The following is an 18,960-nucleotide window of genomic DNA, read 5'->3' as shown; positions in this document are numbered from 1 at the left end:
TGACGCCATGAACGATCGCGATCTCGACGTACGCCCGATCACCGAGGACGAGATACCGGACTGGCTGCGGGCCGTGGCCGTCGGCTTCCTGCGCAGCGAGACGATCACCGAGGAGGAGATCGCCGCCCGCGCCTCGGGTGTCCTGACGGACCGCACCGTCGGCGCCTTCGACGACGGCCGGTGCGTGGCGACGCTGCGGTCCTTCCCGCAGGAGCTGACGGCGGTCGGCGGCGCCGCGGTGGCCGCGAACGCCGTCACCAACGTGACCGTGTCCCCGACGCACCGCCGGCGCGGGCTGCTCAGCCGGATGATGGCCCGGGACCTGGCGGCGGCGAAGGAGCGCGGAGACGTGGTGGCGACGCTGATCGCCGCCGAGTACCCCATCTACGGCCGGTACGGCTTCGGTCCCGCGACCACGGCCGCCGAGTGGACCGTCGACGTGCCGCGCGCCGGGCTCGACCCGCGCCGGGCGGGACCCGAGGACGGCGGGCGGATCGACCTGGCGGGCGGCGCCGAGGTGCGGGAGCTGGGCCCGGAGCTGCACGAGCGGATACGGCGTACCCAGCACGGCACGGTGAACCGCGACGCCCGGTGGTGGCGGATCAACACGGGGGAGCTGCGCGTCCTCCCGGGGTGGAAGGACCCGTTCTACGCGGTGTACCGCTCGCCGGCCGGCGAGGTCGAGGGCATGGTCGCGTACACCGTGGACGACAAGTGGGGCGACGCCAAGCAGCCGGAGAACACCGCCACCGTGCAGTGGCTGATCGCGGCGGAACCGCGCGCCGAGCGGGCGCTGTGGCGCTATCTGTGCGCGATCGACTGGGTGGTCCGGGTCGAGACGGGCCGGCGGTCCCCGGACGATCTGCTGCCGCTGTTCCTGCCGGACCCGCGCGCCGCCCGGATCACCACCCGGGCCGACTGGATGTGGGTGCGGATCCTGGACGTCGCCCGCGCGCTGGAGGCGCGCGGCTACCAGGGGGCCGGGGAACTGGTCCTCGAGGTCGTCGACCCGGCCGGGTTCACGGGCGGGCGGTATCTGCTGGAGGTGGGCGCGGACGGCCGCGGGGTCTGCGCGCCGACCTCGCGGGAGGCCGATCTCACGCTGGACGTGTCCGGCCTCGGGGCGCTGTGGCTGGGGGACGAGTCGGCGGTGCGGCTGGCGGCCGCGGGGCGGGTGCGGGAGGAACGGGCGGGCGCCGCCCGGCTGGCCGACGCCCTGCTGCGCCCCTCCCGGCGTCCCTGGTGCCCCGACTCGTTCTGAGCCTCCCGCCGGCCCGCCGGCCCGGCAGGCATCGGCGCGCCGGTGCGCCGGTGCCGGCCGGCCGGGCCCCGGCTCCCCTGCGGCGGCAGGCCCGGCCGGCCGCCCGCCGTGGTCCCGGCCGCGGCACCGCCGTCACCTGCCCCGGCTCCCCTGCGGCGGCAGGCCCGGCCGGCCGCCCGCCGTGGTCCCGGCCGCGGCACCGCCGTCACCGCGCGGCCTCCAGCACCACCTTCCCCACCACCTCCCGGCCCTCGATCAGCCGGTGGGCCCGGGCGGCCTCCGCCAGCGGCACGCGCTGCCCGATCACCGGGGTGAGCCGTCCGGCGGCCGCCGCGGCGAAGGCGGCGGTGCGCAGCCGCACAACCTCGTCGGCCGTGTACTGCGCGTCGGCGATGCCGTACAGGGTGACGCCGCGCCGGGTCGCGTCCGCACGGTCCAGGTCGGCGAAGGCGCCGGTGGGGGCGCCGTGGGCGGAGAAGCGCCCGCCGGGAGCGGTGAGCGGGAGGGCGGCGGCGCCGAGCGGGCCGCCCACTCCGTCGAGGACGACGTCGGCGGCGCCGCCGAGCGCGGCCCGGGCCTGCTCCGGCCAGTCGGCAGTGGTGACGTCCACCGTCTCGTCGGCGCCCAGCCGCCGTACCAGCGCCCGCTTCCGATCCCCCCGGGCCGCCGCGACCACCCGGGCCCCGCGGGCGTGGGCCAGCTGGACGAGCAGGGTGCCCATGCCGCCGGACGCGCCGAGGATCAGCACCCGGTCGCCGGCCGTGAGGGCGATGCGCTCCAGCAGGCCCATCGCGGTCACCCCGTCGTGGACGAGGGCCGCCGCCGCGGGCAGGTCCAGGCCCTCGGGTACGGGGGTGAGGGCGTCGGCCGGAGCGAGTGCGCGTTCGGCGTAGCTGCCGTCGACGAAGGCGGCGACCCGGCGCCCCAGCCACCGCGCCCCGGTCCCCGCGCCGATCGCCCGCACGGTCCCGGCGACCCCGCCGCCGGGCACGTACGGCGGGGTGACCGTGAAGTACTCGCCGCCCCAGCCCGCCCGGAGCTGGGTCTCCAGGAAGATGGTGTCGGCGTGGGACACCTCGATCAGCACCTCGCCGGGCCCGGGCTCGGGGTCGGGCACCGTCACCGGCACCAGTACCTCGGGACCGCCGAACTCCTTCACCTGCGCCGTGAGCATGGCTCACCCCTTCGACGTCGACCTGTCGGATCACCGTTCCCCGGCAGTCTTCGACCTCGAGCGCAGTCGAGGTCAAGGAGCGGGGGCGGGACGACCGTAGGCTCGTGCCATGGCTGAGATCGGGCTGCGGGAGCGCAAGCGGCAGCGGATGTACCAGGTGGTGTCGGACCTCGCGATCGGACTGTTCCTGGAGAAGGGCTTCGACGCGGTGTCCGTCGCCGAGGTGGCGGCCGCGGCGGAGATCTCCAAGCCGACGCTGTTCCGGTACTTCCCGGCCAAGGAGGATCTGGTCCTGCACCGGATCGCGGACCACGAGGGCGAGGCGGCCCGGGTGGTCGCGGCCTCGGACGCCGCCCCGCTGACCGCGCTGCGCCGGGCGTTCCTGGCGGGCCTGGAGCGGTACGACCCCGTCACCGGGCTCAGCGACGATCCCGGGGTGCTGGCCTTCCACACCCTGCTCTACGGCACTCCGGCCCTGGTCGCCCGGCTGCACGGGCACCTGGAGCGTTCGGAGGCGGCGCTCGCCGGCGCGCTGGGCGGTGATCTGGAGGCCCGGCTGGCGGCGGGGCAGATCGTCGCGGTGCAGCGGATCCTGGCGCAGGAGAACTGGCGGCGGATCGCGGCGGGGGAGCGCGCGGCGGACGTACGGCCGGAGGCGGTGGCGGCGGCCGAGCGCGCCTTCGGCCTGCTGGCCGCGGGGCTGCCCCGGTACGCCGGGAGGTGACTGAGTAAAAAACGTTACCCGGTCACGTTTTCCGTTACGCTCGATGGAATGACGTCACCCGACCCCGCGCTCCAGCGCGCCCTCCGCCTCGAACGCGCCCACCACGACCGCTGCCGCTCCGCCCTCGCCGCCATGGTCGAGGGCGCCCGGGAACAGGTACACGCCGGTGCGGACGTCTCCGCCTCCGGCGCCGACGCCGAAGTCCTCGGCCGCCGGCTGCGCAGCCAGGCCAAGGAACTGCGCGAACTGCCCGAAGGCCCGCTGTTCTTCGGCCGGCTCGACTTCGACCCGGCCGCACCGGAGGCCCACGGCGGCCCGCACGGCCCGCTGCACATCGGCCGGCTGCGGGTCACCGAGCACCCCACCGCCCCGCCGCTCGTCGTCGACTGGCGCGCCCCCGTCGCCCGCGCCTTCTACCAGGCGGGCCCCCGGGACCCGCGGGGCGTCGCGGTCCGCCGCCGCTTCGGCTGGGCCCCCGGCAGCCGCGGCGCGAGCGCCGACCTCACCGGCCTGGAGGACGAGCACCTGGCCCGCGGCGAGAGCCGGCCGAGCGAGATCGTCACCCGGGAGATCGAGCGTCCCCGAGTCGGCCCGATGCGGGACATCGCGGCCACCATCCAGCCCGAGCAGGACGACCTCGTGCGCGCCGCCCTCACCGCCTCGGTGTGCGTCCAGGGCGCCCCCGGCACCGGCAAGACCGCCGTCGGCCTGCACCGCGCCGCCTATCTGCTCTACACCCATCCGCAGCGCATCCGGCGCGGCGGACTGCTGATCCTCGGGCCCAGCCGCGCCTTCCTCGACTACATCGCCGAGGTGCTGCCCGCGCTCGGCGAGACCGGCGTACGGCAGTCCACGGTCCGGGACGAGATCGCCCGGCACCCGGTCACCGGCACCGACGACGAGCGGACCGCCGTCGTCAAGCACGACGCCCGGACGGCCGAGGTGCTGCGCCGGGCGCTGTACGCGCGCGTGCGCCCCGACGCCGGCGCCGGCGCCCTCGCCGTGCCGGACGGCTCCTACCGCTGGCGCGTCGCCGCGGAGGATCTGCGGGCGATCGTGGCCGGCGTACGGGACGAGCGGACGCCGTACGCGGTCGGGCGGGAGCGGGTCCGCGCGCGCGTGGTGGCCGCGCTGCGCGCGCAGGCCGAGCGCCGGGGCGGGCCCCGCACCAGCGCCTGGGTGCGGCGGATCGAGCGCGCCCGCCCGCTCGTCGCGTGGCTGGACGCCGTGTGGCCGCGGGTGCGGCCCGAGGAGGTCGTCGCCGGGCTGCTCGCCGACCCGGCCGCCCTCGAACGGGCCGCCGCCGGGCTGCTGGACGCCGGCGAGCGCGAGGCCCTGCTGTGGCCGCGCCCGCCGCGCTCCTGGAAGTCCGCCCGCTGGTCGGCCGCCGACCTGGTGCTCCTCGACGAGGTCGCCGGGCTGATCGAACACCCCGCGGGGTACGGCCATGTCGTCGTCGACGAGGCGCAGGACCTCTCCCCGATGGAGTGCCGTGCCATCGCCCGCCGCTCGGTCCACGGCTCCCTGACCGTGCTCGGCGACCTGGCCCAGGGCACGACGGCGTGGGCCGCCCGGGACTGGTCCGCGCTCCTGCGCCACCTCGGCAAGCCGGACGCCGCCGTCATCCCGCTGACCACCGGCTTCCGCGTCCCCGCGGCCGTCCTCGGGCTCGCCAACCGGGTCCTGCGGCGCCTCGACGTCGCCGTTCCCGAGCCCCGCTCGCTGCGCCGGGACGGCGAGCTGGTGGTGCGCGAGACGGACGACGTGCCCGCCGCGGTCGTGACGGCGGTCCGGGACGCCCTCGCCGGCGAGGGGTCCGTCGGGGTCGTCGCGGCCGACGCGGACGTGCCCCGGCTGCGCCGCACCCTGGCCGCCGCCGGCCTCCGCACGACGGACGCGCCGGCCGCGCACGCCCGGGTCGCGGTGCTGCCCGCGAGCCAGGTCAAGGGCCTGGAGTACGACCACGTCGTGGCCGTCGAGCCGGCCGCGATCGCGGAGGCGGAGCAACGGGGCCTGCACCGGCTGTACGTGGTGCTGACCCGGGCGGTGTCGGCACTGACGGTGGTGCACACGAGGCCCTTGCCGTTCTAGCGGACGCCCCCGGGAGGCGTCCGCCGGGCGTTCCCGCCCCGCGGCGGCCCGCCTCCGTGGGCCGGAGCCGGCGGCCGCGGTGGGACGGCGTCAGCGGCCGCCGTTGTACGGCCCGTACGGACCGTCGCTGCTGGAGCCGCGCCGGGGGCGGCCACCGCCGGGCAGGCCGCGCAGTGCCGGGCGGACGTCGACCATGTACACGATCGTCGCGATCAGGCCGAGGATCGGCAGGAACGACAGGATGCCGAAGATCAGGCTGACCACGAAGGCCAGACCCAGGATGATCAGCCAGAACGGCTTCGTCTGCTTGTCCGCCGCGCGATAGGCGTCCTCGCGGCGCGTGGCGGCGTCGATCAGCGCGAAGCCGCTGAAAAGGATCAGGGCCAGGTTCAGCAGCCACAGGAACCCAGCGAAACCCTGCATCAGCACAACGTCCACCACCCGACTCGGCTCGTCATCACGCGGTCACCGTACCCGCAACAGGCTTCCGGCTACCCGGACAACGGCCCGGGCACCCCCCGAGTGCCCGGCCGTTCTCCGTGCGGCCGTCACTGGGCGGACGGCGTCGGCTTCTTGGCGGCCGGCTTGCGGGCCGGGGCCTTCCTCGCCGGCTTCTCCGCCGCCGGCGCCTCGGCCGGCTCGTCCTCGACCGAGACCGGCTCCGGCTTCGTCGCGGACTCCGGTTCCGGCTCAGGCTCCGGCTTCGGCGCGGGCTCCGGCTCGACCGCCACGGCCAGGTCCTCGATGGTCTCGGCGGCCTCGCCGCGCCAGGTCCGCACGGCGTGCTCACCGTGCTCGGCGACCTTCTCGTAGGTCTCCCGGGCCTTGATGGCGTACTCGGCGGCGACGCCGACACCGCGCAGGGCGAAGTCCTGGGCGGTCTCACCGATCTTCTTCAGGTCGATCTTCCGCACATCGGCGTCGAGCGCCCCGAACAGCCCGGTGACCTTGGACTGGAGGGTCTCCTGCGTCTCCTTGACCCGGGCGGCGGCCTTCTCCTGGACGGCCTTCGGGTCGGTGTTGCGGACCGCCTCGATGCGGGCCGGAGCCTCCGCGCGCAGCTGCTCGACCAGGCCGGGGACCTTCCGGGCCTGCTGGAGGGCCAGGTCGGCGGTACCGGCGGCGAAGTAGAGCGGGGTCGGGTCGCTGAGGGTCTTGCGCAGGTCGTCGGTGATGGCCATGGTGAGGGTCCTCCCGGATCGATGTCGATCGCTTTCGGCTGAGGGTGGGCGGTCCGTGGCCGCCGGCCGGTCTTTCCCTGGTCCGGTCATCCGGCCGTCTGCTGCGGACCGGCATCGCCCGTGTCGTCCGGGGTGCTCTCCCCGTGCGTCTCCCCGTGCCCGTTCTCCTTGCGGAACGAGTCGTACACCTGGAGCAGCACCTGCTTCTGCCGCTCGTTCAGAGTGGGATCGGCGAGGATGACCGCCCGGGTCTCGACCTCGTCGCGGTCCCGCTCGGCGTCCAGGATCCCGGCGCGCACGTACAGCGTCTCCGCGGAGATCCGCAGCGCCTTGGCGACCTGCTGGAGCACCTCCGCGCTCGGCTTGCGCAGTCCGCGCTCGATCTGGCTCAGGTACGGGTTGGACACCCCGGCCGCCTCGGCGAGCTGCCGCAGCGAAAGCTGCGCGCTGCGCCGCTGCTCCCGCAGGTACTCCCCGAGACTTCCGACGTTGAGCGATGCCATATGTCCACCATGCCCCACTCGCGCTAACAATTGCAAGCAACCTGCTTGCAACAGTGTGTCGCACGGCGCGGTCGTGCGGCACACGCGGGGGACCTGCACACGGCCGTACGTCCACGAGAGCCCGCACATGTGCCCCGCTGGGGCACACCTGGTGAGGCCGGGCGTGCCCGGCGGGCCCAGTCGGCGCCGAACCGGGCCGTCGCGTGGCCGCGGCTGCCCGAACCGGGGTCGACGTAGATCAGGACCTCGTGCGAGCCCGTGCCGGGCCGGCCCAGGCCGACATGGCCGGTGTCCGGGTCCCGGGGATCGAGGTGGCCCGGGGTCCACTCGGGGCCGACGGCGTTCCCGTCGCACTCGGCGGTGACCCGGCCGTCGCCGCCGGCGTCACCGACGTCGGCCGGCTCGAAGCTGATCCGGGTGCCGGCGTCGTGGTGGGGGACGTCGTGGCCGTCCGGGTCGTCGGCCGGGTCCGGCGTGAACCCGATGCCGCCGTCCGCCGGCCCGGACATCGCTGACATGGCGCTCGCCTCCTCCGTTTCCGGCGTGGCACCGCATGCCGCGGGGCGCCGGGCGGGCCGAACACCCACAAAAAAGTGGGTACTTGGCACCGTCCGGTGCCCGTAGGAGGCTGGTCGCGGGTGGTCAGGAGGCCACCACGGGCGCCGCGAGGCGTTCCAGGCGGCGGTGTCCCCAGTCGGAGAGAGGAGCGAGGGCCTCGGACAGTTCACGGCCGAAGCCGGTGAGCGTGTACACCGTCTTCGGCGGCAGGACGGCGAACACCTCCCGGTGCACGAGGCCGTCCTCCTCCATCTCGCGCAGGGCCTGAGTCAGCACCTTCTCGCTGAGGCCCGGCAGCTTGCGGCGCAGCTCGGCCGGGCGGTGCGGCCCCGACTCCAGCAGCCACAGCAGCGCCGTCTTCCACTTGCCGTCGATCACCGAGATCGCGGCGGTCACCCCGCAGACATTCACGTCCCGGGCCCGGCTGCGCGTCATCGTCGTCCCATTTCTTCCGGTTCGTCCGTCATTCTCGAGAACAGCAGGAGCTTCCCCATGTCTACGAACGTCTTCGACCCCGCCTCCGCTTCCGTGACCGTCCTCGGACTGGGTCCCATGGGCCGTGCCCTGGCCACTGCGTTCCTGGACGCCGGTGTGCGCACCACCGTCTGGAACCGCACCCCGGGCCGGGACGCCGAGCTGGTGGCGCGCGGCGCGCTGACGGCCGGGTCGGCGGAGGAGGCGGTGGCGGCGAGCGGCCTCGTGGTCGTCTGCGTCGTCAACTACGACGCCTCCGACGCGATCCTGCGGCGCGAGACCGTCACCGACGCCCTGAAGGGCCGTACGGTCGTCAACCTCAGCGCGGACACCCCCGCCCGCGCCCGGGACACCGGCGAGTGGGCCGGCCGGCACGGTGTCCGCTACCTGGACGGCGCGATCATGACGCCCGCGCCCAGCATCGGCACCCCCGACGCCGTGTTCCTGTACAGCGGCCCCCGCGACCTCTACGAGGAGCACCGGCCCGTCCTGGACGTGCTGGGCGGCGCCCACACCCACCTCGGCGAGGACATCGGCCGGGCCGCCTCGTACGACATCGCCCTGCTGGACATCTTCTGGACCGCGATGGGCGGCTACGCGCACGCGGTCGCCGTGGCCCGCGCCGAGGGCATCTCCGCGGGCGAGCTGACTCCCTTCGCGCAGGGCATCGCCGCGATCCTGCCGCCGCTCTTCGAGGAGTTCGCGCACGACGTGGACAGCGGCACCTACTCGGGCGAGCTGAACCCGCTCACCTCCGGCGCGTCCACCATGGCGCACATCGTCCACGCCTCCGAGGAGCACGGGATCGAGGCGAGCCTGATGCGGGCGATCGAGGGGCAGGCCCGCCGGGTGATCGGCCTGGGACACGGCGCGGACGGGTTCATGCGGGTCGCGGAGGTGCTGGGCCGCACCCGGCGCCCCTGAGCCGCGCCTCTCGGGCGGGCCCGGCGTCCCTGAGCCGCGCCTCTCGGGCGGGCCCGGCGTCCCTGAACCGCGCCCGCCCGCGCGGGCCCGGCGTCCCTCAGCCGGGCGCGCGCCACCGCGGTCCGGCCTCCCCGGGCCGTGCCGGTGGTCCGCGTGCCGCGGCCGGGCCGGGGTGGTGTGCGGCCGCCCGGGCCCGGCCGGCGGCGGTGCTCCCGTCGTCCCGGCACCCGCCTCGTCATGGCGGTAACCGCCTTGCCACACAAGGGAGTCGGCCGCTAACGTCCTCGCCATGACTGCCGGGTCGGCCATGGGCCACGAGCGAGTTGGGTGCCCGGCCTCTGCGTGAGGCCGCGGCGGGCGAGGAGCCCGCCCTCTTCTCCGTGCGAGCGCTGCCAGCGAACACCACGGAGAGGGAAGAGCATTGCCCAACGACTTCAACCAACGGATCATCGACGAGTTCCGGGCCGGCAAGGGCCGGCTCACCGGAATGTTCGAGGACGCCCGGCTGATCCTGCTGACCACCACCGGCGCCCGCTCGGGCAAGCCGCACACCACACCCGTCGGCTATCTGCCCGACGGCGGCGAACGCATCCTGGTCATCGCCTCGGCGGGTGGCTCCCCGCGGCACCCGGCCTGGTACCACAATCTCCTCGCGCACCCCGAAGTCACCGTCGAGGACGGCGCGTTCGTCTACCGGGCGCGGGCCGAACCGCTGACCGGCGAGGAGCGCGACCAGGCGTTCGCGCGGGCCGTGGAGAGCGACCCGGGCTGGGCGGCGTACCAGGAGAAGACCACGCGGCTGATCCCCGTGGTCGCCCTGTACGAGATCCCGGCCGACGGCCCGCCCACCTTCAACGCCGGCTCCCTGGGCGAGGCGATCAAGGTCGTCCACGACGCCTTCCGGCGCGAACTCGCCCTGCTGCGACGGGAGATCTCCGGGTCCGGCACCGCCCTCGGCGCCCAGCTCCGCGTCAACTGCCTCACGTTCTGCCACGGCCTGCACAACCACCACACCGGCGAGGACCTGGGCCTCTTCCCGATGATCGAGGGCAGCCGTCCCGAGTCCGCCCCCGTCATGGCGTTGCTGCGGGAGGAGCACGAGCGCATCGCCGCCCTGGTCGAGGAACTGCGCGGGGTCGTCACCGGCCCGGGGGACCCGGCGGCCGTCCGCGCGGAGGTGGAGCGGCTGGCCACCGAGCTGGAGGCCCACCTGACGCACGAGGAGGAACAGCTGATACCGCTGCTCGCCTGACCGGCCCCGCCCGGGCCCCGGCGACCGCGCGGCCGGGGCCGTCGGGTGCCCTACGGCACCCGGTCCAGCAGCAGCACCGCCACGTCGTCCGTCAGCTCGCCGCCGTTCAGCTCGCGGACCTCGGTCACGGCGGCCCGCAGCAGTTCCTCGCCGGTGAGTCCGGCGGCCAGCTGGCGGCTGATCATCTCGACCATGCCGTCCTGGCCGAGCCGCTCCCCGCCCGCGCCGACCCGGCCCTCGATGAGGCCGTCGGTGTACAGCATCAGGCTCCACTCGGCGCCCAGCTCCACCTGCATCCGCGGCCAGCGCGCGCCGGGCAGCAGACCGAGCGCGGGGCCGTTGTTGTCGTACGGCAGCAGGCGCGGCGTGGGGACGCCCGCCGCCGCGGCCGGGCCGGGGGCCCCCGGCAGGCCCGGGCGGATCACCAGGGGCGCCGGGTGCCCGGCCAGGCACAGGCCCGCGCGGCGGCCGTCGGGGGCGATGTCGACCGTGCACAGCGTCGCGAAGATCTCGTCGTCGGCGCGCTCGTGCTCCAGGACCTGCTGGAGGGTGTTCAGCAGCTGGTCCCCGCACAGCCCGGCCAGGGTCAGCGCCCGCCAGGCGATGCGCAGCTCCACGCCGAGCGCGGCCTCGTCGGGGCCGTGCCCGCAGACGTCGCCGATCATGGCGTGCACGGTGCCGTCGGGGGTGCGGACGACGTCGTAGAAGTCGCCGCCGAGCAGCGCGCGCGAACGGCCGGGCCGGTAACGGGCGGCGAACCGCAGCGAGGACCCCTCCAGCAGCGGCGTCGGCAGCAGGCCGCGCTCCAGGCGGCGGTTCTCCTGGGCGCGCATCCGGCCCTCGGCGAGCCGCCGCTCGGCCGTGTCGGACCGCTTCCGCTCGACGGCGTACTGGATGGCGCGGCTGAGCAGCCGGCCGTCCAGCTCGTCGCGGAACAGGTAGTCCTGGGCGCCCACGCGGACCGCCTCGGCACCGCGCTCGGCGTCGCCGGAGGCGGTCAGGGCGAGGACGGCGTGCCGGGGGGCCAGCTCCAGCACGTGGCGGAGCACGGCCAGCTCGTCGTCGGTCTCGCCCGCCCGGCCGGGGGCCGGCAGTGCCAGGTCCAGCAGGATGCAGTGGACGTCGTCGGTGAGCAGCCGCTCGGCCTCGGTGAGGTTGCGCGCGGTGCGCACCCGGATGGGCTTGCCGGTCTGGTCCAGCAGCTCGGGCACGATCGGGGAGCCGCCGGGATCGTCCTCGATCAGCAGCAGCGTGAGGTTGGTGTGGTGGACGGTGGCGGTGGTGTCGGAGGTGTTCTGGGCCGTGTCTTCCCTGCGCGGGGCCACGGCACCGGGGTCTCCGGAGGGGCCGCCGGTGGACGCGGCGGGCGCCTGACCACTCTCCACGGCCGGGATCGCTCTCTGCCGCGGTACGGGTACGGGCATGGTCTTGGGTTCCTTCCCTCCCCCCGAGGGCACGGCGGGGCGAGGGACCTCGACCCACCGACGGGGACCATAGCGGGTGTCGGCGCCGCAGCGGAATGGTCCACGGCACGCCGGTCGCCCGCGGACCGCTGTCATATGCCGCGTTCCGTACCGCAGTTGGACAGGCCGGCCGGCCCGACGGGATGACGAACGTCACGTCGCCCCGGCACCGGCCGGCGCACCGGGCGTGGGGTCGGTCACGTGGCTCAGGTCACGACGCGTCACGTGGCCCGGATCACGGCGGCGCGACCTCACCGGCCGCGCCGCCCGGGGTGGTTCAGCCCGCGTCCGGCCGGACGACTCCCAGGATCGGCATCGAGCCGGCGCCCGCGATCGTGACCGTGCGGCCGGGGCGCGGGGCGTGGACGATCTTGCCGTCGCCGATATACATGCCGACGTGGCTGGCGTCGTCGAAGTAGACGACCAGGTCACCGGGGCGCATGTCCGTGACGTCGACCCGGCGGAGCTGCTTCCACTGCTCCTGCGAGGTGCGCGGGATGCCCTGGCCGGCGTTGGCCCAGGCCTGTGAGGTGAGTCCGGAGCAGTCGTACGACTCGGGGCCCTCGGCGCCCCAGACGTACGGCTTGCCGATCTGGGCCGTGGCGTACTTCACGGCCTGCTCGCCCCGGGTGGTGGCCTCGCCCTCGGCGCCGTCGAGGACGCCGGTGTCCAGCCAGGCGTTCTGCGCCTTGCGGGCCGCCTCCCGCTCCAGCTCGGCCAGCCGCTCCCGTTCCTCCTTCTCCAGCCGGGACTCCAGTTTCTCCGCCGCCGCGATCTGCTTCTCGATCTTCTTCTGGGCGGCGGCCCTGGCCTTGCGGTTGGCCTCCAGCTTCCTGAACTGGGCGGCGGCGTCCGCGGAGTAGGTCTCCAGGTCCTGCCGGGTGCGCCGGGTCTCCTCGATCAGGTGCCGGGTGGCGCGCTCGCCCTGGCGGACCCGGCCGGTGCCGTCGAGGAACGCGTCCGGGTCGTCACTGAGCACGAGGCGGGCCTCGGGCGGCAGGCCCCCGGAGCGGTACTGGGCGCGGGCCGCGGCGCCCGCGCGGTCCTTCAGGCCGGCCAGGGTCTTCCTGGCCTCGGCGATCCTCTTCGCCAGTTCGGCGATCTGCCGCGACTGGAGTTCGGCCTTCTCCTCGGCCGCGTTGTAGGCGTCGGTGGCGGAGGCGGCCGCGCGGTAGAGCTCGTCCAGCTTCTCGCGGACGGCCTCGAGTTCCCTGTCCTGCGCGGCGGCCGAGGGCGCCGGAGGGGTGGCGGGGGGTGTGGCGGCGGGGGTGGGCGCGGGGTGCGGGGCGGCGGACGCCGCGAACGCCGTGCCGGGTGCCGCGAGTACGGTGACCGCGCAGACGACGGTCACGGCCGCCGAGATCAAGCCGCGCTTGCCCCTTGCCATACCTCTGCCCCCACCTGATTTACCGTCAGTAACTTATGGTCGTCCGAGGGATCGTGCCACGCCCCGACGGAAAACGACAGAGGTGGTCCGCCGCTCCGGCGGACCCGTCCGCCGCGCGCCCGTCCCCCACCCCGTCCGACGCACCGCCGGGAGAGATCGTTCCAGTGGGCCGGCCCCGGTCAGCCGCGCGGCGCCAGCGCCTCCCAGCGCACGGTCACTTCGCCCTGCCGCCAGCGTGTCTGGCGGTCCGTCACCGGCCAGTCCGCCGTCAGGTCCCGCACCGCGCGGATCCAGCGCTGCCGGGCGCCGTACGCGGCGTAGGGCGCGGCGGCGGCCCAGGCGCGGTCGAAGTCGCGCAGGAAGGCGTGCACCGGCTCGCCGGGCACGTTGCGGTGGATCAGCGCCTTGGGCAGCCGCTCCGCCAGGTCCGAGGGGCGCTCCAGGGAGCCGAGCCGGGTCGCGAAGGTGACCGTGCGCGGGCCCTCGGGGCCGAGCGCGACCCACACGTGCCGGCGGCCGATCTCGTCGCAGGTGCCCTCGACCAGCAGTCCGCCGCGCGAGCCGGCCGCCGGGTCGGCGGGGGCCAGCCGGGCGCACAGCCGCGCCCAGACGGCGGCGACCTCGTCCTCGTCGTACTGGCGCAGCACGTTGGCCGCGCGGATGAGGTGCGGGCGGCGCTCGACGGGCACCTCGAAGCCGCCGTGCCGGAACGCGAGCCCGTCGCGCTCGTACGGCCGTGCCGCCGCGACCCGGGCCGGTTCGATCTCGACGCCCACCACGCGCGCGCGGGGCGCGACGGCCCGCAGCCGCGCCAGCAGCTCGACGGCCGTCCAGGGAGCCGCGCCGTAACCGAGGTCGACGGCGACCGGGTCGGCGGCGCGGCGCAGCTCGGCGCCGTGCGTGACCGCGATCCAGCGGTCCATGCGGCGCAGCCGGTTGGGGTTGGTCGTCCCGCGGGTCACCGTTCCCACGACGGGGGGCGTCCCGCCCGGGCGGGGCCGCGCGGGGGGGCGGGTCGTGGCGCGGGGTGTCATGCCTTCGAGGGTAGGCGCAGGCGGGGGCCGCCCGGGACCGTGCGGGCCGCGCGATCGCCGCTCGAACGGTTGAGCGAAAGCCGGTAATGATTCGGCAAAGACCCCCGTGGTGGAAATGGAGCAGCCAACTCCGGTGTTCCTCCCTGGAGAGGGCCCGCACGTCCTCGCGCAGGCATGCCCGCAGCAAGGAGGAACGGCACGTGAGCCAGTACATCGGCAGGCTCGGACGTCGCTCCCCGGCCGCGCCCCCGCGCCTCCGGCTGCACCGCAGGCCGCGCCGCGTCGCGATGCTCTCCGTGCACACCTCCCCGCTGCACCAGCCCGGCACGGGCGACGCCGGCGGCATGAACGTGTACATCGTGGAACTGGCCCGGCGGCTCGCCGCGATCAACATCGAGGTCGAGATCTTCACCCGGGCGACCACCGGCGGCCTCCCGCCGTCCGTCCCGCTCGCGCCCGGCGTCCTCGTCCGGCACGTCGACGCGGGCCCCTACGAGGGCCTCGCCAAGGAGGAGCTGCCCGCCCAGCTCTGCGCCTTCACCCACGGCGTGATGCAGGCCTGGGCCGGCCACCGCCCCGGCCACTACGACCTGGTGCACTCCCACTACTGGCTCTCCGGCCACGTCGGCTGGCTCGCCGCGCAGCGCTGGGGCGTCCCGCTGGTGCACGCCATGCACACCATGGCCAAGGTCAAGAACGCCAACCTCGCCGACGGCGACACCCCCGAGCCCGCCGCCCGGGTCATCGGCGAGACCCAGATCGTCGCCGCCGCCGACCGGCTGATCGCCAACACCGACGAGGAGGCCGGCGAACTCGTCCGGCACTACGACGCCGACCCCGCCAAGGTCGCCGTCGTCCACCCCGGAGTGAACCTGGAGCGGTTCTCACCGGCCGACGGCCGTGCCGCCGCCCGCGCCCGCCTCGGACTGCCCCAGGACGCCCTGATCCCCCTCTTCGCGGGCCGCATCCAGCCCCTGAAGGCGCCGGACGTGCTGCTCCGCGCGGTCGCCGTGCTGCTGGACCGGCACCCCGCGCTGCGCTCCCGCATCCTCGTCCCCGTCGTCGGCGGCCCCAGCGGCAGCGGCCTGGCCAAGCCGGAGGGCCTGCAGAAGCTCGCCGCGCGCCTCGGCATCGCCGACGTCGTCCGCTTCCGCCCGCCCGTCGACCAGGACCGCCTCGCCGACTGGTTCCGCGCCGCGTCCGTGCTGGTCATGCCGTCGTACAGCGAGTCGTTCGGCCTGGTCGCCATCGAGGCACAGGCGTCCGGCACACCGGTCCTCGCGGCCTCCGTCGGCGGCCTGCCGGTGGCGGTCCGCGACGGCCGCACCGGCGTCCTCGTGCAGGGCCACGACCCGGCGGCCTACGCGCGCGTGCTGCACGACTTCGCCGCCGACCCCACCCTGACCGACCGCATGGGGGCGGCCGCCGCCGCCCACGCCCGCGCGTTCGGCTGGGAGGCGTCCGCCGCCGCCACCGCGGAGGTCTACACGGCCGCGCTGCACGCCCACCGCCGTCGCGTACGCTCGCCCCATGGGTGAGTCCATGGGTGAGGCACAACGGCAGGCCGCGCAGATCATCGAGGGCGTCCTGAAGGACGCCGAGCTGGAGTGGGAGAGCCCGGAGCCCGGCCACTACGTGGTGAAGCTCCCCGGCACCCGCAAGCTGTCGACGACCGTGTCGCTGATCGCGGGCAGACACTCCCTGTCCCTGAACGCGTTCGTCATCCGCCACCCCGACGAGAACGAGGCGGGCGTCCACCGCTGGCTCCTGGAGCGCAACCTCAGGCTCTACGGCGTGGGTTACGCCGTCGACCCGCTCGGCGACGTCTACGTCACCGGCCGGCTGCCGCTGGCCGCCGTCACCCCCGAGGAGGTCGACCGGCTGCTCGGCCAGGTCCTGGAGGCCGCGGACGGCGCCTTCAACAACCTCCTCGAACTGGGCTTCGCGAGCGCGATCCGCAAGGAGTACGACTGGCGGGTGTCGCGCGGGGAACCGACGCGGAACCTGGACGCGTTCCGTCATCTGATCGAGCGGCCGGGGGACTGAGGACCCCGCCGGGGGTCAGCGGCGGCCCTTCCTCGTGGCCGACCGGCGCTGGACGGGCAGTTTCAGCGGAGCCCTGCGCTGGACGTACGCGATCAGCTTGTGCGCCTCGCGGTGCTTGCCCTGGGCCGCGAGCGCGATCGCCAGCGCCCGGGTCGTGTTGTCGGCGATCACGTTCTCCCCGCCCAGGACCCGGTGGACCCGGCGCCTGAGGTCCCTCAGGTACCGCTCCGCCTCGGCGTTGCGCCCCGTGCCGTGCAGCGTCAGCCCGATGCCCAGGGCGCACTGGAGGGCACCGGGATGGTCCGGGCCGTACACCCGCAGATGCTGTTCCATCGTGTCCGTCAGCAGCTCGTGGGCGTCCTCGGGGCGGCCGCAGCGGGCCAGCACGAGACCCAGACTGGTGGTCAGTTCCAGCGCGTTCGGATGGCTCTCCCCGTAGTCGCGGCGCAGCCGTCGCAGCGTGTCCATGATGAGGTCCTGCGCGTCGGTGTGACGCTCCAGGGCGGTCATCGCCATGGTGAGGCCGTGCGCCGCGCTCAGCGTCTCCGGGTGGTTGTCGCCCATGACGGCGCGGATGCGCTCGTACGCCTCGTGGGCGGTGCGATAGGCGTCCTTGTACCGGCCGACGTAGCTGAGCGAGGCGGCGGCGTCGCGCAGCGAACGCAGGGTGTCCGGGTGCTCTTCGCCGAGGGTCGCGCGGTAGCGGCCGAGGGCGTCGAAGGTGACGCGCAGGCCCTCGTCGAACCGGCCGAGCACGGTCAGCGCGCGTGCCATGCTCTGCACCGAGCGCAGGGTGTCCGGAGCGTCCTCGCCGAGTACGCGGGCGCGGCGCTCTCCGACGTCCTGGTGCAGGGCGAGGGCTTCGGCGTACCGGCCGATGCCGTGCAGCGCCGTGGCGAGGTCGTACGTGGAGTCCAGGGTGTCGGGGTGGTCCTCGCCCAGGGTCGCGCGGCGGCGCTCCAGGATGTCCCGCACCCGGGGCAGCATGTCCGGGTCGTGCCCGAGCCCTTCCATGGCCCAGGTCTCCATGCTGGCGGCATGCAGGGTGTCGACGTGGTTCTCGCCGAGGTGGCCGGACCAGCTCGCGTGCAGGCCCGCGGCGAAGTCCCGGGCGGCGCGCCACTGGGCGCTGCGCACCAGGTACCGGGCCGCGGACAGCAGCAGGGGCCGTATGGCCGCCCGCCTGCACAGGACCGTCATCCCCGCCGTCAGGTGCGGAGCGAGGGCCGACCAGCGCGGCCACGACTCGGGGAGTTCCGAGTCGCCGGGGTCGGCGGCGGTGAGCAAGCTCACCACGTCGTCCCACAGCGCGTCCCGCCGGTCCGGGTCGAGTCCCTCGCGCACCACCGCCTGGGTGAGCCGGTGCACCTGGAACGCGTCCGGGCTGACGACGGCCAGCCCGTAGCGGGCCAGCGGCTGCAGCGCGGGGCGGGGCCAGCGGAAGTCCCCCGTGTCGCCGGGGACGGTCGCCAGCCGGTCCCGCGCGGCCACCAGCCACGCCGTGGGGATGGGCTCCGGCCCGAGCAGCGCGGCCAGCCGCAGCACGGCGGTCGCGCCCGGGTGGTCGGCCTCCAGCCGGTCCATCGCGATGGTCACCGTGGCGGTCAGCGTGGACCGGTAGTCGTGCGCCTTGTCGTGGTCGAGGAGCTGGGCGGTGTCGGTCCGCAGCACCTCCAGGTACCGGTCGGGAGGCATGCCGTCGCCGAGCGCGCCCGCCGCCTGCGCCAGCGCCAGCGGCAGGTCGCCCAGCGCCTCCGCCAGTGCCTCCGCGTCCTCGGTGGCCAGCGTGGGCAGGTGACCGCGCAGGTGGTCCAGCGACTCGGCCCGGCTGAACACCCCCAGCGGCAGCCCCGGCACGATCTGCTTCCAGCCGGGGTTGCGGGAGGTGATCAGCACGTGCCCGGGCCCGTCCGGCAGCCAGGTCTCCAGCCGCTCCGGTTCCTCCGCGTTGTCCAGGACGATCAGCCACCGCTCCCGGGACCGCAACTCGTCCAGCGCGTACCGGGCGTTGAACTCGACGCCGGCGTCCGGCTTGGCGACCCCGACGCGGGCGGCCAGCTCGGCGTAGTGCACGGGGATCTGGTCGGCCTGCTCGGCGTCGATCCACCAGACGATGTCGTAGTGCTCGCGGAACCGGTACACGTACTCCAGCGCGACCTGCGTCTTGCCGATGCCGCCCGTGCCGTGCAGCGCCTGGACGGCGGCGTGCCGCTCGGCGAGGAGCTTGCCGCGCAGCTCGCCGATCACCTCGTCGCGGCCCGTGAAGTGCGGGTTGCGCCGCCGCCGCACCTCCCACACCACCGCGGCGGCGGAGGCGGTGGCGGGGAAGCGCGGCTGGGGGCCGGGCGCGGCCGCCGGGGGGTACGCCGGGGGGTGTTCGGGGCGGCCCCGGCCCCGGACGGCCTCCGTGAGCGCCTTGACGGCCTCCGCCTCGCCGGGCAGTTCGTGCAGGTCCACCTGGATCCGCGAGGACAGGAACGCCGGCAACTGGCCCGGTTTCAGCGGCTCCACCACCACCGGGATGAACCGTCCGCCGCGCGCGACGGCGGCCCTCCACTGCTCCTCGGTGTACCGGCCGGGCTCGAAGTAGTGCGGGGAGAGCACGGCGACGACGGCGGAGGCCTGTTCCAGGGCCTCGTTCATCCTGGTCACGAAGTCGTCGCCGGCCCGCCAGTGCCACAGCCCCAACTCCACCCGGTACCCGGCCTGTTCCAGGTGCCAGGCCGCCCACTGGGCCCACTGGTCGTCCCGCTCCGCATGGCTGACGAAGATCAGTTCGGACTCGTCGGGCATCCGCGTCTCCCACCCCGGCGGCCCCAACGGGCCGTGTGCGGCACGTACTTCTCCATCGTGCCGTACGGGACGTGCGACGTACGCCCTTCCGCGCG

The 18,960-nt window shown here is 75.1% G+C and carries 17 protein-coding genes; 8 read left to right on the top strand and 9 right to left on the bottom strand.

Annotated elements, in window-relative coordinates; translation table 11 throughout:
* Nucleotides 1–7 precede the first annotated feature (7 nt).
* The gene (locus SGLAU_RS15600) at nt 8–1,261 is read left to right on the top strand and encodes a GNAT family N-acetyltransferase (RefSeq protein ID WP_043502042.1); all 1,254 of its coding nucleotides are present in this window, start codon (nt 8–10) and stop codon (nt 1,259–1,261) included.
* A gap of 205 nt (nt 1,262–1,466) precedes the next feature.
* Here SGLAU_RS15600 and SGLAU_RS15595 read toward each other — a convergent pair whose 3' ends face one another.
* Complete coding sequence (locus SGLAU_RS15595) at nt 1,467–2,435, bottom strand: zinc-binding dehydrogenase (RefSeq protein WP_043502040.1); 969 nt, start codon at nt 2,433–2,435, stop codon at nt 1,467–1,469.
* Between the two features lie 109 nt (nt 2,436–2,544).
* On the opposite strand from SGLAU_RS15595, the gene SGLAU_RS15590 reads away from it, so the two are divergent.
* Both SGLAU_RS15590 and SGLAU_RS15585 read left to right on the top strand, forming a co-directional pair.
* A complete protein-coding gene (locus SGLAU_RS15590; protein WP_043502039.1) occupies nt 2,545–3,159 on the top strand; it encodes a TetR family transcriptional regulator in 615 nt (204 codons plus the stop codon).
* A 48-nt stretch (nt 3,160–3,207) separates the two neighbouring features.
* Nucleotides 3,208–5,250, top strand: coding sequence for a HelD family protein (locus tag SGLAU_RS15585; protein WP_043502037.1), 2,043 nt, complete (start codon nt 3,208–3,210; stop codon nt 5,248–5,250).
* A 90-nt stretch (nt 5,251–5,340) separates the two neighbouring features.
* Here the strand turns inward: SGLAU_RS15585 and SGLAU_RS15580 are convergent, their stop codons facing one another.
* The 3 genes from SGLAU_RS15580 to SGLAU_RS15570 all read right to left on the bottom strand — a co-directional run bounded on the left by SGLAU_RS15580 (nt 5,341) and on the right by SGLAU_RS15570 (nt 6,934).
* The gene (locus SGLAU_RS15580) at nt 5,341–5,673 is read right to left on the bottom strand and encodes a DUF2516 family protein (RefSeq protein WP_173883167.1); all 333 of its coding nucleotides are present in this window, start codon (nt 5,671–5,673) and stop codon (nt 5,341–5,343) included.
* Nucleotides 5,674–5,798: 125 nt separating this feature from the next.
* Nucleotides 5,799–6,431, bottom strand: a complete 633-nt coding sequence (locus SGLAU_RS15575) for a hypothetical protein (RefSeq protein ID WP_043502035.1) — start codon at nt 6,429–6,431, stop codon at nt 5,799–5,801.
* Nucleotides 6,432–6,517: 86 nt separating this feature from the next.
* On the bottom strand, nt 6,518–6,934 hold the full coding sequence (locus SGLAU_RS15570; protein WP_043502033.1) for a helix-turn-helix domain-containing protein: 417 nt from the start codon (nt 6,932–6,934) through the stop codon (nt 6,518–6,520).
* 248 nt (nt 6,935–7,182) lie between these two features.
* Between SGLAU_RS15570 and SGLAU_RS15565 the strand changes: the two genes are divergently transcribed.
* Complete coding sequence (locus SGLAU_RS15565; protein ID WP_043502032.1) at nt 7,183–7,449, top strand: hypothetical protein; 267 nt, start codon at nt 7,183–7,185, stop codon at nt 7,447–7,449.
* A 127-nt stretch (nt 7,450–7,576) separates the two neighbouring features.
* On the opposite strand, the gene SGLAU_RS15560 is transcribed toward SGLAU_RS15565, so the two are convergent.
* Complete coding sequence (locus SGLAU_RS15560) at nt 7,577–7,927, bottom strand: winged helix-turn-helix transcriptional regulator (protein WP_043502031.1); 351 nt, start codon at nt 7,925–7,927, stop codon at nt 7,577–7,579.
* Between the two features lie 57 nt (nt 7,928–7,984).
* Between SGLAU_RS15560 and SGLAU_RS15555 the strand changes: the two genes are divergently transcribed.
* Both SGLAU_RS15555 and SGLAU_RS15550 read left to right on the top strand, forming a co-directional pair.
* Nucleotides 7,985–8,890: an NAD(P)-dependent oxidoreductase gene (locus SGLAU_RS15555; RefSeq protein ID WP_043502029.1), complete on the top strand. Its 906-nt coding sequence runs from the start codon at nt 7,985–7,987 to the stop codon at nt 8,888–8,890.
* 421 nt (nt 8,891–9,311) lie between these two features.
* Nucleotides 9,312–10,142 (top strand): nitroreductase/quinone reductase family protein, encoded by an 831-nt coding sequence (locus tag SGLAU_RS15550; RefSeq protein ID WP_043502028.1) that lies wholly within the window; start codon nt 9,312–9,314, stop codon nt 10,140–10,142.
* Between the two features lie 50 nt (nt 10,143–10,192).
* Here SGLAU_RS15550 and SGLAU_RS15545 read toward each other — a convergent pair whose 3' ends face one another.
* From SGLAU_RS15545 to SGLAU_RS15535, 3 genes are all read right to left on the bottom strand, one after another.
* Nucleotides 10,193–11,566, bottom strand: coding sequence for a PP2C family protein-serine/threonine phosphatase (locus SGLAU_RS15545; RefSeq protein ID WP_043502026.1), 1,374 nt, complete (start codon nt 11,564–11,566; stop codon nt 10,193–10,195).
* A 316-nt stretch (nt 11,567–11,882) separates the two neighbouring features.
* Complete coding sequence (locus tag SGLAU_RS15540; protein ID WP_078957732.1) at nt 11,883–12,992, bottom strand: C40 family peptidase; 1,110 nt, start codon at nt 12,990–12,992, stop codon at nt 11,883–11,885.
* 179 nt (nt 12,993–13,171) lie between these two features.
* Nucleotides 13,172–13,963, bottom strand: coding sequence for a class I SAM-dependent methyltransferase (locus SGLAU_RS15535; RefSeq protein WP_208868914.1), 792 nt, complete (start codon nt 13,961–13,963; stop codon nt 13,172–13,174).
* A gap of 263 nt (nt 13,964–14,226) precedes the next feature.
* Here SGLAU_RS15535 and mshA point away from each other — a divergent pair, with 263 nt between their 5' ends.
* Together mshA and SGLAU_RS15525 are read left to right on the top strand one after the other, a co-directional pair.
* Complete coding sequence (gene mshA, locus SGLAU_RS15530; protein WP_043502025.1) at nt 14,227–15,564, top strand: D-inositol-3-phosphate glycosyltransferase; 1,338 nt, start codon at nt 14,227–14,229, stop codon at nt 15,562–15,564.
* Between the two features lie 4 nt (nt 15,565–15,568).
* Complete coding sequence (locus SGLAU_RS15525) at nt 15,569–16,072, top strand: YbjN domain-containing protein (RefSeq protein ID WP_043502023.1); 504 nt, start codon at nt 15,569–15,571, stop codon at nt 16,070–16,072.
* A 15-nt stretch (nt 16,073–16,087) separates the two neighbouring features.
* On the opposite strand, the gene fxsT is transcribed toward SGLAU_RS15525, so the two are convergent.
* A complete protein-coding gene (fxsT, locus tag SGLAU_RS15520; RefSeq protein ID WP_043502021.1) occupies nt 16,088–18,865 on the bottom strand; it encodes an FxSxx-COOH system tetratricopeptide repeat protein in 2,778 nt (925 codons plus the stop codon).
* Between the last annotated feature and the right edge of the window lie 95 nt (nt 18,866–18,960).

It is taken from the genome of Streptomyces glaucescens (assembly GCF_000761215.1).
GTDB lineage: Bacteria > Actinomycetota > Actinomycetes > Streptomycetales > Streptomycetaceae > Streptomyces > Streptomyces glaucescens_B.
Note: the sequence above shows the minus strand (reverse complement) of the source record. Positions and strands in the feature narration are given on the sequence as shown.